This window comes from Pseudomonas oryzae (genome assembly GCF_900104805.1).
In the GTDB taxonomy this organism is placed as follows: domain Bacteria; phylum Pseudomonadota; class Gammaproteobacteria; order Pseudomonadales; family Pseudomonadaceae; genus Geopseudomonas; species Geopseudomonas oryzae.
Genome location: NZ_LT629751.1, coordinates 3,698,193 through 3,711,689 on the forward strand (window position 1 = coordinate 3,698,193; position 13,497 = coordinate 3,711,689).

The 13,497-nt window shown below is 68.2% G+C and carries 11 protein-coding genes; 3 read left to right on the forward strand and 8 right to left on the reverse strand.

Annotation, left to right across the window (positions count from 1 at the left end; all coding sequences use genetic code 11):
* Nucleotides 1–15: 15 nt before the first annotated feature.
* The 3 genes from pstA to BLT78_RS16805 all read right to left on the reverse strand — a co-directional run bounded on the left by pstA (nucleotide 16) and on the right by BLT78_RS16805 (nucleotide 5,106).
* A complete protein-coding gene (pstA, locus tag BLT78_RS16795) occupies nucleotides 16–1,632 on the reverse strand; it encodes a phosphate ABC transporter permease PstA (protein WP_408003115.1) in 1,617 nt (538 codons plus the stop codon).
* An 82-nt stretch (nucleotides 1,633–1,714) separates the two neighbouring features.
* Nucleotides 1,715–4,000, reverse strand: coding sequence for an ABC transporter permease subunit (locus tag BLT78_RS16800; RefSeq protein ID WP_090350724.1), 2,286 nt, complete (start codon nucleotides 3,998–4,000; stop codon nucleotides 1,715–1,717).
* Between the two features lie 140 nt (nucleotides 4,001–4,140).
* Complete coding sequence (locus BLT78_RS16805; RefSeq protein ID WP_090350728.1) at nucleotides 4,141–5,106, reverse strand: PstS family phosphate ABC transporter substrate-binding protein; 966 nt, start codon at nucleotides 5,104–5,106, stop codon at nucleotides 4,141–4,143.
* Nucleotides 5,107–5,413: 307 nt separating this feature from the next.
* Between BLT78_RS16805 and BLT78_RS16810 the strand changes: the two genes are divergently transcribed.
* Nucleotides 5,414–5,815 carry an acyl-CoA thioesterase gene (locus BLT78_RS16810; RefSeq protein WP_090350731.1) on the forward strand — a complete coding sequence of 134 codons (402 nt, stop codon included), beginning with the start codon at nucleotides 5,414–5,416 and terminating at the stop codon, nucleotides 5,813–5,815.
* 72 nt (nucleotides 5,816–5,887) lie between these two features.
* On the opposite strand, the gene BLT78_RS16815 is transcribed toward BLT78_RS16810, so the two are convergent.
* Nucleotides 5,888–6,985, reverse strand: a complete 1,098-nt coding sequence (locus tag BLT78_RS16815; protein ID WP_090350733.1) for a TRAP transporter substrate-binding protein — start codon at nucleotides 6,983–6,985, stop codon at nucleotides 5,888–5,890.
* Between the two features lie 207 nt (nucleotides 6,986–7,192).
* Between BLT78_RS16815 and BLT78_RS16820 the strand changes: the two genes are divergently transcribed.
* On the forward strand, nucleotides 7,193–7,735 hold the full coding sequence (locus BLT78_RS16820) for a TRAP transporter small permease subunit (RefSeq protein WP_090350735.1): 543 nt from the start codon (nucleotides 7,193–7,195) through the stop codon (nucleotides 7,733–7,735).
* A complete protein-coding gene (locus tag BLT78_RS16825) occupies nucleotides 7,728–9,104 on the forward strand; it encodes a TRAP transporter large permease (RefSeq protein ID WP_090350737.1) in 1,377 nt (458 codons plus the stop codon). Before BLT78_RS16820 ends, BLT78_RS16825 begins: the two co-directional genes overlap by 8 nt.
* A gap of 156 nt (nucleotides 9,105–9,260) precedes the next feature.
* Here the strand turns inward: BLT78_RS16825 and aguA are convergent, their stop codons facing one another.
* The 4 genes from aguA to BLT78_RS16845 all read right to left on the reverse strand — a co-directional run bounded on the left by aguA (nucleotide 9,261) and on the right by BLT78_RS16845 (nucleotide 13,322).
* A complete protein-coding gene (gene aguA, locus BLT78_RS16830; protein WP_090350739.1) occupies nucleotides 9,261–10,382 on the reverse strand; it encodes an agmatine deiminase in 1,122 nt (373 codons plus the stop codon).
* A gap of 83 nt (nucleotides 10,383–10,465) precedes the next feature.
* Nucleotides 10,466–11,347: an N-carbamoylputrescine amidase gene (gene aguB / locus BLT78_RS16835; protein ID WP_090350741.1), complete on the reverse strand. Its 882-nt coding sequence runs from the start codon at nucleotides 11,345–11,347 to the stop codon at nucleotides 10,466–10,468.
* Nucleotides 11,348–11,572: 225 nt separating this feature from the next.
* Nucleotides 11,573–12,208 carry a TetR/AcrR family transcriptional regulator gene (locus tag BLT78_RS16840; RefSeq protein WP_090352374.1) on the reverse strand — a complete coding sequence of 212 codons (636 nt, stop codon included), beginning with the start codon at nucleotides 12,206–12,208 and terminating at the stop codon, nucleotides 11,573–11,575.
* 55 nt (nucleotides 12,209–12,263) lie between these two features.
* Entirely contained in the window at nucleotides 12,264–13,322 is a 1,059-nt protein-coding gene (locus tag BLT78_RS16845; RefSeq protein WP_090350743.1) for an extracellular solute-binding protein, read from the reverse strand.
* Nucleotides 13,323–13,497 lie beyond the last annotated feature (175 nt).

Consider the following 13,497-nt stretch of genomic DNA (forward strand, 5'->3'; position numbering starts at 1 on the left):
TGCGGCGGAAATCGGTCAGTGGTCCAGCGCCTTGTACTTCTCGCGCAGGTGGTTGCGGATGTACACCGCGCTCAGGTTGAGCAGGGCGATCACCAGCACCAGCAGCAGCGCGGTGGCGTACACCAGCGGGCGGGCGGCCTCGACGTTGGGGCTCTGGAAGCCGACGTCGTAGATGTGGAAGCCCAGGTGCATGATCTTCTGGTCGAGGTGCAGGTACGGGTAGTTGCCGTCCACCGGCAGGCTCGGTGCCAGCTTGACCACGCCGACCAGCATCAGCGGCGCCACTTCGCCGGCGGCGCGCGCCACGGCGAGGATCATGCCGGTCATCATCGCCGGGCTGGCCATCGGCAGCACCACCTTCCACAGCGTCTCGGCCTTGGTCGCACCGAGCGCCAACGAACCCTCGCGCAGGGCGCGCGGAATGCGCGCCAGGCCTTCCTCGGTGGCGACGATCACCACCGGCACGGCGAGGATCGCCAGGGTCAGCGACGCCCAGAGCAAGCCCGGGGTGCCGAAGGTCGGCGCCGGCAGCGCTTCGGCGAAGAACAGCTGGTCGATCGAGCCGCCCAGCACGTAGACGAAGAAGCCCAGGCCGAACACGCCGTAGACGATCGCCGGCACGCCGGCCAGGTTGTTCACCGCGATGCGGATGATGCGGGTCAGGGTGCCCTGCCTGGCGTACTCGCGCAGGTAGATGGCCGCCAGCACGCCGAACGGGGTGACGATCACCGCCATGATCAGGGTCATCATCACGGTACCGAAGATCGCCGGGAAGATGCCGCCCTCGGTGTTGGCCTCGCGCGGATCGTCGCTGACGAACTCCCACAGCTTGGCGAAGTAGAAGCCCAGCTTGGCGAAGGTGCCCATGGCGTTGGGCTGGAAGGCACGCACCACCTTGCCCAGGCTGAACTCCTGCTCGCGACCATCGACGGTGCGAACCACCACGTTGTCGCGGTTGAACTGCTCCTGCAAGCCGATCAGCTGCGCCTCCAGCACCTTGTAACGAGCGTCCAGTTCGGCGCGCTCGGCGTCCAGGTCGGCCTGCGCGGCGGCGTCCAGCCGGCCTTCCAGCTCAAGGCGGCGGGTCTGCAGACGCAGGCGCTCGAGACCGGCGTTGATGCGGCCGATCTCCTTCTTCTCCAGGCGGTCGATATGCTTGTGCAGCTGGTCGACGCGCTCGATGCGCGCCTGCAGCTCGGCCCAGGCCGCGTCGCCTTCGGCGACCAGCCGGTCGCCCTCCTTGACCGCCAGCAGGTAGCCGTAGAAGTTGCCCCACTCGCGGCGCTCGAGGACCACCAGGTTCTCCGGAGTGCGGGTCTCGCCCAGCCACTCGCCGACCACCCAGTTGAAGTCGGCGCCATAGACCTCGCGGTTGCCGACCTTGAGCAGCTCGCGGGTCATGAACTCGCCGCCCTTGACGTCCACCGGCAGACCGCTGGCGGCCAGGCGCGCGCGTGGCACTTCCTCGGCCTGCACCAGCTCGCCGGCAATCAGTTTGGCTTCCTGGCCGGGCACCCGGTACTCGGCTTCCAGCACGTCGGCCGGCCAGAAGTGGCCGAGGCCGCGCACGGCGATCACCGCCAGCAGGCCGATGGTCATGATCACCGCGATCGACACCGCGCCGCCGGTCATCCACACCCAGGGCGTGCCGCTCTTGAACCAGGTTTTCAGGTTTTGCTGTTTCACGTTCACGGACGTCTACCTTTCCAGAGCCTCAGAGCGACGCGTACTTCTTGCGCAGGCGGGTGCGGATCAGCTCCGCCAGGGTGTTCATCACGAAGGTGAAGGCCAAGAGCACCAGCGCGGCGAGGAACAGCACGCGGTAGTGGGTACTGCCCACCTCGGATTCCGGCATCTCCACCGCCACGTTGGCGGCCAGGGTGCGCAGGCCCTCGAAGATGTTGATGTCCATGATCGGCGTGTTGCCGGTGGCCATCAGCACGATCATGGTCTCGCCCACCGCGCGGCCCATGCCGATCATCAGCGCCGAGAAGATGCCCGGGCTGGCGGTGAGGATCACCACGCGGGTCAGGGTCTGCCAGGGCGTGGCGCCGAGCGCCAGGGAGCCGAAGGTCAGGCTCTTCGGCACGCTGAACACGGCGTCCTCGGCGATCGAGAAGATGTTGGGGATCACCGCGAAGCCCATCGCCAGACCTACCACCAGGGCGTTGCGCTGGTCGAACGGAATGCCCAGGTCGTTGGACAGCCACAGGCGCATGTCGCCGCCGAACAGCCAGTTCTCCAGGTGGCCGCTGATGCCCAGGGCGAAGGCGGCGACGCCGACCACCACCGGGATCAGCAGGGCGGCTTCCCAGCCGTCCGGCACGCACAGGCGCACGCGCTCCGGCAGGCGGCTCCAGATCCAGGCGGCGAGGACGATGCCGACCGGGGTCAGCAGCAGCAGGCTGAAGATGCCCGGCAGGTGGCCCTCGACGTAGGGGGCGAGGAACAGGCCGGCGAAGAAGCCGAGGATCACCGTCGGCAGTGCCTCCATCAGCTCGATCACCGGCTTGACCTTGCGGCGCATCGCCGGGGCCATGAAGTAGGCGGTGTAGATCGCCGCGCAGATCGCCAGCGGGGCGGCCAGCAGCATGGCGTAGAAGGCCGCCTTGAGGGTGCCGAAGGCCAGCGGCGCCAGGCTCAGCTTGGGCTCGAAGTCGGTGTTGGCCGAGGTCGACTGCCAGACGTACTTGGGCTCCTCATAGCTCTCGTACCAGACCTTGCCCCACAGCGCGCTCCACGACACCTCCGGGTGCGGGTTGTCGACGATGAAGCGCTGCAACTGGCCGTCGCTCTCCACCAGCAGACGGTTGGCGCGCGGCGACAGCGCGGCCACGGCGGCGCCGTCGGCGACCTGCTCGGTGAGCAGCGTGCGATGCGCGGTGCTGTGGAAGATACCCACGGTGCCCTTGGCGTCGAGGACGACGAAACCCTTGCGGCGCTCCTCGGGGACGATCTGGGTCACCGGGCTGTCGTCCAGCTGGAAGTCGCGAATGCGGGTCAGGGTGGCCTTGCCGTTCTGATCGCGAACCATGAACCACTGGGCGATGCCACCCTTGGAGTCGCCGACCATCAGCGAGATGCCGCCGAGCAACGGGCTGGCGGTGGTGATTTCGGTGTCGCCGTCGCGAGCCAGGTTGTAGCGACCGTTCAGGCTGTTGTCGCGCAGGTTGAACACGTCGGCGGTGGAACGGCCATTGAACACGAACAGCCACTGGTGGCGCGGATCGATGTCCAGGGCACGGATCGGGTCGGCGATCTGCGGCAGGGCGATGCGCCGCTCGCTCTGGCTGATCTCGCCGGTGAACATGTTCTCCTCGCGCTCGAGGCTGAGCACGTGCAGCTCGGCGCCGGTGGAGGCGGCCAGCAGCAGGGTCGAATCGTTGAGGCTGATACCCACGGTGTCCAGCGCGCGGCCCTGCGGATCGAGGGCGATGGGCGCCTCGCCGAACGGGTACTCGACCACCGGGACGATGGTCTTCACGTTGTCCGGGTAGGACACCTTGTAGGTGTGCTGCAGCACCAGCACCTGGCCGTTGGACAGGCCCAGCGCCACGCGGTGGCTACCCGGCTGATCCTCGGCGACCGAGACGATGCGGCTGCCTTCGGGCAGTGCCAGGCGGCTGCTGCTCAGCGCCTCGCCGTTCTTGAGCGCGAAGAACTGCACCAGGCCGCTGCGGTCCAGGCGCATGGCCACCTGGTTCTGTTCCTCGATGGCCAGCAGCAGCGGCTGCTCCTGCTGCGCCAGCCAGGCCGGCTGCTGGGCCTTGCGCGCCGTCAGCTCGGCGCCACCGAAGATCGGCAGGACCACGTAGACCAGATAGAAGAAGATCAGGGTGATGGCAGCCAGCACGGCCAGGCCGCCGATGGACACGTACCAGCCGGCCAGGCGGTCCTTGAGCGCACGCAGTCGACGCTTGCGCTGGAGCGCCGGCGTGTCGAAATCCAGACGTTGCGATTTTGTGGAGGAAGTCATGGTTTCATGGGCCAAGTCATTCATGCGCACACCCTAGCGTGGGTTTATGACACAAAGATTACAGGGTGGTGACGTGGCGACGCCCGCCACTCCCAGGGGAGTGGCGGGCGTCGCACTGGCTCAGGCTCGCGCCTGCGGCATCCGTGCCGTTGCCGGCTGCGGCCTTACAGGCCGAGCTCCTTGAGGGTCTTCTCGGCGACCTTGGCGGGCACCGGGATGTAACCGTCCTTGACCACCACTTCCTGGCCCTGCTTGGACAGCACCAGCTTGACGAACTCGGCCTCCAGCGGAGCCAGCGGCTTGTTCGGCGCCTTGTTCACGTAGACGTACAGGAAGCGGCTCAGCGGGTACTTGCCGGCCAGGGCGTTGGCCTCGTTGGCCTCTTCGGCGTTGCCCTGCTTGTCGACCAGCGGCACGGCGCGCACGCTGGCAGTCTTGTAGCCGATGCCCGAGTAGCCAATGGCGTTCACGGTGCTGGAGATCGACTGCACCACCGAGGCGGAGCCCGGCTGCTCGTTGACGTTGGGCTTGAAGTCGCCCTTGCACAGGGCTTCTTCCTTGAAGTAGCCGTAGGTGCCGGACACCGAGTTGCGGCCGAACATCTGCACCGGCTTCTCGGCCCACTCGCCGGTCAGGCCGAGGTCGCCCCAGGTCTTCACGTTCGAGCCACCGCACAGGCGGGTGCTGGAGAAGATGCCGTCGACCTGCTGCATGGTCAGGCTCTGGATCGGGTTGTCCTTGTGCACGAACACGGCCAGGGCATCGACGGCGACCGGGATGGCGGTCGGCTTGTAGCCATGCTTTTCCTCGAAGGCCTGCAGCTCGTTGTCCTTCATCTTGCGGCTCATCGGGCCGAGGTTGGAGGTGCCCTCGGTCAGCGCCGGCGGCGCGGTGGAGGAACCGGCGGCCTGGATCTGGATGTTGACGTTCGGGTAGAGCTTCTTGTAGCTCTCGGCCCACAGGGTCATCAGGTTGGCCAGGGTGTCGGAGCCAACGCTGGACAGGTTGCCGGAAACGCCGGTGCTCTTCTCGTAGGTCGGCAGAGCCGGGTCGACGGCGGCAACCGCACTGGCGGCGGCAACGCCGGCGGCGACGAAGGTCATGGCCGCCATCAAACGCTTCAATTTCATGCCTTGCTCCTAACGGATGGAGATGGTTTGGATCGGGGGCCAGTATCGAGAGGCCGCATGAACACTCTATGAAGCGAATATGACAATTGCGTGACGAGCCACCGGATCCGGCAACCCGCCCGGCGGTTATTCGTCGCAGGTGCTGTCGCGACTCATTAGACCTTGGCACAATTGCTGCTTGGAGCGGATGAACAACCCCGCAAGCAACGGTTCCGGGCTACCCGTTATATAGTGGGAGGGCGCGCGGACCGACCGGGTCTAGCCGCTGCCGGCACAACAACAAATCTCGCCCGAGCCTCTCCCCCCGATGAACGAATTCGAACAGGAAGACCCCATCCCGCAAGGCGACCTGGCCCTGCAGATCACCGCGCTGCCGCGCGACGCCAACGGTTTCGGCGACATCTACGGCGGCTGGCTGGTGGCGCAGATGGACCTGGCCGGCACCGCCATGGCCAGCCGCATCGCCGGCGGCCGGGTGGCCACCGTGGCGATCGACCGCATGGCCTTCCTGGTGCCGGTGCCGATGGGCGCCCAGCTGTCCTTCTATACCCAGACGGTGGACGTCGGCCGCAGCTCGGTGCGCCTGCTGATCGAGGTGTGGAGCGACGACCCGCGCACCAGCGAGTGGCGCAAGGTCACCGAGGCGGTGTTCGTGTTCGTCGCCATCGACGCCGACGGCCGCACCCGGCAGTTGCCCGCCCGCGGCTGAGCCCGCACGCCAGACGGCGCAACGCCAGCCCGGAGGCTGGCGCTGGCGGTGTCGCACGGCCGCGGCGGCGGATCAGCTGCGGATGTTGTAGATGATCTTCTCGCTGTCCTCGGCGTAGTCGCGCAGGCGCTTGAGGTAGGCCTTCTGCTGCGCCCACACCTTGCTCGCGGCCGGATCGGCGGCGGCGCTGGCCTCGACCACCTCGGCGGCCACCTCGCGCAGGCGGGCGATCACCGCGTCCGGCAGGCGGCGCACCTCCACCCCCTCGGCCCTGAGCTTCTCCAGCGCCTCCATGTTGCGCGCGTTGTACTCGTCGAGCATGTCGCCGTTGACGTCGCGGGCGGCGCTGCGCACGATCGCCTTGAGGTCGGCCGGCAGCTTGTCCCAGGCCGCCTGGTTGACGGTCAGCTCGAAGGTCACGTTGGGCTCCTGCCAGCCCGGGGTGTAGTAGTACTTGGCCGCCTTGTGCAGGCCGAGGGCCAGGTCGTTGTACGGGCCGATCCACTCGGTGGCGTCGATGGCGCCGGTCTGCAGGGCAGTGAAGATCTCGCCGGCCGGCAGGTTGACCACGGTGCCGCCCATCCTGGTCAGCACCTCGCCGCCGAGGCCCGGGGTACGCATCTTCAGGCCCTTGAAGTCGTCGACCGTGTTGATCTCCTTGTTGAACCAGCCGGCGGTCTGCACGCCGGTGGCGCCGCAGGCGAAGGGCACCACGTTGAACGGCTTGTAGACCTCCTCCCACAGCTGCATGCCGCCGCCGTAGTGCAGCCAGGCGTTCATCTCCTGGGCGTTGGGGCCGAACGGCAGGGCGCAGAAGAACTGCGCGGCCGGCACCTTGCCCTTCCAGTAGTAGGGTGCGCCGTGGCCCATCTCGGCGGTGCCGCGCGATACCGCATCGAACACCTCGAGGGCGGGGACCAGCTCGCCGGCGGCGTAGACCTTGACCTGCAGGCGGCCGCCACTCATCTCGTTGACCAGCTTGGCGAAGCGCTCGGCGCCGACGCCGACGCCGGGGAAGTTCTTCGGCCAAGAGGTGACCATCTTCCAGGTGAAGGTTTCCGCCGGCGCGGCGGCGCCGCCCTGGGTGCCCTCGTTCTGCTTCTGGCAGCCGGCCAGCGCGGTGGCGGCCAGACCGACACCGGCGGCGGCAAGAATGTCGCGACGTTTCATGCAGGACTCCTTGTTGTAGTTATCGGGCAGCGTCGACCGCGTCGGCGCTCCTCGACACTGGATAACACGGCTGGCGGTTTTGTTTCCAGCATAGCCGCAGCGGCTAGACTGACTCGCAGAAACGTCACTATTGCACCGATTGCCCTTTGCCGGCCGCTGTTGCGAGAATCGGCGGCCAGACCAATTAACAACCAGAAGGACCGCCCCATGTCCGACTCACCCCCCCTGCTCAAGCTGGCGCGCGCCATCCAGGCGCTCAACGCCCGCTTCGGCCAGGCCTGCGCCTGGCTGACCCTGTTCCTCGTCCTCGGCACTGCGGTGGTGGTGGTGCTGCGCTACGGCTTCGGCATCGGCGCCATCGCCCTGCAGGAAGGGGTGATGTACGCCCACGCCCTGGTGTTCATGGGTGCCGCCGCCTGGACCCTGCAGCGCGGCGGCCACGTGCGGGTGGACATCTTCTACCAGAAGTTCAGCCAGCCGCGGCAGGCGCTGGTCGACCTGCTCGGCCACCTGTTCCTGCTGCTGCCGGTGTGCCTGTTCCTGGCCTGGAACAGCTGGGACTACGTCGCCTCGTCCTGGTCGACCCGCGAGGTGTCCAGCGAGGCCGGCGGCCTGGCCTTCGTCTACCTGCAGAAGAGCATCATCCTGCTCATGCTGGTCAGCCTGGTGCTGCAGGCGCTGGCCGACGTCATCGTCTTCGCCTACCGCCTGGCCGGCCGCGAGCCCTACCCGGAGGTGCAGCATGGCTGAGTTGATGGCGATCCTGCTGTTCGTCAGCATCTGCCTGTTCCTGATGTCCGGCTACCCGGTGGCCATCACCCTGGGCGGCGTGTCGCTGCTGTTCGCCGGCATCGGCATCGTCACCGGCACCTTCGACGGCAGCTACCTGCACGCCCTGCCCAACCGCCTGTTCGGCATCATGAACAACCAGACCATGCTGGCGGTGCCGCTGTTCGTGTTCATGGGCGTGATGCTGGAGAAGTCGCGGGTGGCCGAGGACCTGCTGGAGTCGATGTCGCGGCTATTCGGCACCCTGCGCGGCGGCCTGGCGATCTCGGTGTGCGTGGTCGGCACCCTGCTCGCCGCCTCCACCGGTATCGTCGGCGCCACCGTGGTGACCATGGGCCTGCTGGCCCTGCCGACCATGCTGCGCCGCGGCTACGACCCGGCGGTGGCCACCGGCACCCTGGCCGCCACCGGCACCCTCGGGCAGATCATCCCGCCGTCGATCATCCTCGTGCTGCTCGGTGACGTGATGTCCAGCGCCTACCAGCAGGCCCAGCTGAAGATGGGCATCTTCTCGCCGAAGACGGTGTCGGTGGGCGACCTGTTCGTCGGCGCGATCATCCCCGGCCTGCTGCTGGTCGGCCTGTACATCGCCTACCTGGTGTTCGTCGCCATCACCCAGCCGAAGAAGCTGCCGGCGCTGCCGCAGGAGGAACTCGGCCCGATCGAGTGGGGCAAGCTGTTCGCCGCGCTGATCCCGCCACTGGTGCTGATCGCCGCGGTGCTCGGCTCGATCCTCGCCGGCTACGCCACGCCCACCGAGGCGGCGGCGCTCGGCGCGGTGGGCGCCATCCTGCTGGCGCTGGCCAAGCGCAAGCTGAGCTTCACCCAGCTCCGGGAAGTGGCCTACGGCACCACCGAGATCAGCTCGATGGTGTTCCTGATCCTGATCGGCGCCTCGCTGTTCTCCTTGGTGTTCCGCGGCTTCGGCGGCGAGGTGCTGATCGAGGACGCCTTCGCCCAGCTGCCCGGCGGCGTGCTCGGCGCCTTCTTCGTGGTCATGCTGGTGATCTTCCTGCTCGGCTTCATCCTCGATTTCATCGAGATCACCTTCGTGGTGGTGCCGATCGTCGGTCCGGTGCTGCTGGCCATGGGTCTCGACCCGATCTGGCTGGGGGTGATGATCGCCCTCAACCTGCAGACCTCGTTCCTCACCCCGCCGTTCGGCTTCTCGCTGTTCTACCTGCGCGGGGTGACGCCGCGTTCGGTGCCGACCAGCACCATCTACCGCGGAGTGGTGCCGTTCATCATCATCCAGATCCTGATGCTGGCGATCGCCTACATCTGGCCAGAGCTGATCACCTGGCTGCCGGGTGTGGTGTACGGCAAGTGATGTTGCCGGGCGGATGACGAAAGGGCCGGCCCCACCAGGGGCCGGCCCTTTTCGTTGGTGCCGGCTCGGCGCCGCAGGGTGGAAAACGACCGCAGGTCTTTTCCACCGTCAGTCCCGCTGCGTGACTCGGCGGTAGAAAACCGCGGCGCGGGTTTTCTACCCTACATTTGCCGGTGGCGCGCACGGCGCCGGCTGCTGCTGGGTGATGCAGTGGATGTTGCCGCCGCCGAGGAGGATCTCCCGCCCCGGCACCATCACCACCTCGCGCTCGGGGAACAGGCGCTGCAGGATCGCCTGCGCCTCGGCATCGCGGGGGTCGTCGAAACTCGGCGCGACTATGCCGCCGTTGACGATCAGGAAGTTGACGTAGGAGCCGGCCAGGCGGATCGCCGGATCGCGCGGCTGGCTGCCGGGCACCAGGTCGACCCCGGCGCACTCCTCGGCCGTGGCGTACAGCGGGCCGGGAATCGGCATGCGGTGCACGGTCAGCGCGCGGCCGCGGGCGTCGCGGCTCTGCTCGAGCACCGCCAGCGCGGCGCGGCAGCGCGACCAGTTGGGGTCGCGCTCGTCGTCGGTCCAGGCCAGCAGCACCTCGCCGGGACGCACGAAGCAGCAGAAGTTGTCGACATGGCCATCGGTCTCGTCGTTGAACAGGCCGTGCGGCAGCCAGATCACCTTGTCCACCGCCAGGTGGGCGTGCAGCACCGCCTCGATCTCGCCGCGGGTCAGCTGCGGATTGCGGTTGGCGTTGAGCAGGCACTCTTCGGTGGTCAGCAGGGTGCCCTCGCCGTCGACGTGGATGGCGCCGCCTTCCAGCACGAAGCCGTCGGTGCGGTAGCGCGCGCAGCGTTCGATCTCGAGGATCTTGCCGGCCACCTGGTCGTCGCGGTTCCACGGCGCGTACAGGCCGCCGTCGAAGCCGCCCCAGGCGTTGAAGGTCCAGTCCACGCCGCGCACCTCGCCGGCGTCATCGACCACGAAGGTCGGCCCGGTGTCGCGCACCCAGGCGTCGTCGCTGCTCAGCTCCAGCACGCGGATGTCGCCGTGGGCCAGGCGTGCGCGGGCGTTCTCATACTGGCCGGCGCTGACGCCCACGCTCACCGGTTCGAAGCGGGCGATGGCGCGCGCCACCGCGGCGAAGGCCGCCTGCGCCGGCTTGCCGCCCAGGCGCCAGTTGTCCGGGCGCTCCGGCCAGAGCATCCAGGTCTGCGCGTGCGGCGCCCATTCCGCCGGCATGCGGAAACCGTCGGCGCGCGGGGTGGTGTTGAGGGTGGTCATTGCGGATACCTTTGACGTTGAGCGTGCCCGCGCCGCAGCGCGGGCAACCTGGCGCGGGACGCCCGGCGTCCCGCTCGCGGGGATCATTCGCAGCGCTGCGCGCCGTCCAGGGTAGCCAGCGCGCCGTACAGGTTCGGCCGGCGGTCGCGGAACACGCCCCAGGCGCTGCGCACGTGCTCGAGGCGGTCGAGGTCGAAGCTCTGCACCAGGATGCCCTCCTCGTGCTCGCCCAGTTCGGCCAGCTTGGCGCCGAACTGGTCGGCGATGAACGATGAGCCGTAGAAGGTGATGTGGTAGTCGTCCTGATCCTCGCGGCCGATGCGGTTGCTGGCGATCAGCGGCATCAGGTTGGCGCCGGCGTGGCCCTGCTGCACGCGCTGCCAGTGCTCACGGGAGGTGATGGTCGGATCGTGCGGCTCGCTGCCGATGGCGGTCGGGTAGAACAGCAGTTCGGCGCCCATCAGCGCCATGGCCCGCGCGCACTCGGGGAACCACTGGTCCCAGCAGATGCCGACGCCGATCCGCGCGTAGCGGGTGTTCCACACCTTGAAGCCGCTGTCGCCGGGATTGAAGTAGTACTTCTCGTGGTAGCCGGGGCCGTCGGGGATGTGGCTCTTGCGGTAGACGCCGAGCAGGCTGCCGTCGGCGTCAATGATCGCGATGCTGTTGAAGCGCGCGCGGCCGGCACGCTCGAAGAAGCTGATCGGCAGCACCACCTCCAGCTCGCGGGCCACCTTGCGGAAGTGGGCGATGGCCTCGTTGGTGTCGACCGAGGTGGCCAGTTGCAGGTAGTCGGGGTTGGGCTTCTGGCAGAAGTAGGGGGTCTCGAACAGTTCCTGCAGCAGGATGATCTGCGCACCCTGCGCCGCCGCGCGGCGCACCAGCTTCTCGGCGTTGGCGATATTGGCCTGGCGATCCCAGGAGCAGGCCATCTGGGTGGCGGCGACGGTGACGTTGCGAGTCATGAAGCACCTCGTGAGCGGACGCGGATGGGTCTACTGACCATAGCAGAGCCCGGTGGCGAAACTGCCTGGAGGCGGAGGCGCTCCAGCGCAGGACTGGAACGATTTATATCCGATATTTATCCGACTTGGAAGCATTATTACGCACTAGGCTCGTATACCAATGGAAATTAATCGATATATATCTGTATTTATGGTTGCGACCGCGCCCCGTCTCCGGCCTGGCACCTAGCCCGGCCGTAGCGGCAGGCAGGGCGGCAGGTAGAGGCCCAGGTAGGCGTCGAACACGCGCATGCCCTCCTCGGCCAGGCGCGGCTCGATGCGGCCGTGGCGCTGCACCGACAGGGCGTAGACGCGGTCGCTCAGCTCCATGGCCAGACTGAACACCTCGATGTCGTCGGGCAGCGGCGGCAGCTGGAAATGCCGGTCGAACAGGACGCGCATGGCGTGGCCCAGCTGCACGTCGTGCTGGCGGTCGGCAAGGGTCAGCTCGGTGAGGCCGTGGCTGGCGAGGATCAGCTGGCGCGCGGCGGCGTCGCCGGCGTAGACCGCCAGCATGCGCTCCTCGACGATGCGCGACAGGTCGCGCCACTGGCGCAGCGCGGTGTGCTCCACCGGGGCTTCCAGGCAGGCGCGGAAGGCGGCGTGGACCTCGGCGGTCAACGCCTGCAGCAGCGCCGGCACGCTGGGGAAGAAGTGGTAGACCGAGGACGGCGGCATCTCGGCGCGCTCCGCCACGGTATAGATCGACAGCCCGGCGGGGCCGCCTTCGGCGAGCAGGGCGCGGGCGGCGGCGAGGATGGCGGTGATGCGCGCCTGACTGCTGGCACGCGGCTTGCGGGGAGTGCTGGTGGCGGATGGCATGACGATCTCCGGGAGCGAGCCGCTATTGGAAGCCAGCTCGCCCCGCAGCGGCAAGTCAGTCGCCGGGGCGCTGCTGCGCCCAGACCTCCCTGAGCGCCTGTGCGGCCTTCTCCGGCGCCGGCTGCATGGCGAACAGGCGGCGCTTGGTCGCCTGATCCGGGTAGAAACCGGGCTGGCTGCGCAGCTCCGGGGCGAGCAGCGCGGCGGCGGCGACATTGCCGCTGGGGTAGAGGGTGGCGCTGGTGATCCGCGCGGCAACCTGCGGCTGCAGCAGGTAGTCGATGAAGCGCCGGGCCAGATCGGGGCTCCGGGCGCTGGCGGGGATCACCAGACTGTCGATGAACAGCACCGAGCCCTCCTCCGGAACCAGGAAACGCACCGGCTGGCCCGCGCTGGCGGCGCGCAGGGCGTCGCCGACCCAGGCCATCGCCACGCACAGCCGGCCGGCGTTGAGGTCCTCGATGTAGCGCTGGCTGTCGATGTAGCGCAACTGCGGGCGCAACGCCGCCAGCTGTTCTCCGGCGCGGCGGACCTGGGTGACCGTGCTGAGGGCGAGGCTGCGGCCCTGGTAGTTGAGCAGCACGGCAAAGGTCTCGTCGGGCGCATCCAGCAGGCTCAGGCCGCAGGACTGCAGGCGCTGGCTGTACTGCGGGTCGAACAGCAGGCCCCAGCTCGCCGGCAGCGGGCCGCCGAGCGCCTGCTCGGCCTGCGGCTGGTTCACCGCCAGGCCGACCGCGCCCCACAGGTAGGGCACGGCATAGCGATTGCCGGGGTCGACCGCCACCAGCTTGCTCAGCAGCTGCGGATCGAGGTGGCGGCGATTGGGCAGGCGCTCGGCGTCCAGCGGCTGCAGCAGCCGCTCGCCGATCAGCTGCGCCAGATGGTTGTGCGAGGGAACCGCGACATCGATGGCTGCGCCAGCGCGCAGCGCCTGGTTCAGCTCCTCGGCCGTGGAGAAGGTGTGGTACTCGACGCGAATGCCGGTGTCCCTCTCGAAGTCGCCGAGCACCTCGGGGGCGATGTAGTCGTTCCAGTTGTAGACGCGGATCACCTCGTCGGCCTGGACGAGCAGCGGGCAGAGCAGCAGCAACAGTGAAGCGAACAGGCGTGGCATTGGCATTCTCCATGTATGTCAAGGCACAGCAGGACGCGGCCGCGGCCGCTCGAGTTCGGGCGCAGCGGGGTTGAGGCAAGACCGGGAACCGGCGGGAATCCGCCGGGCAGACGAGGGGCAGGTCGCGCTCCGTCGCGAGCAGGCAAGAAAGCGCCGGCACGGGGCCGGCGCTCGC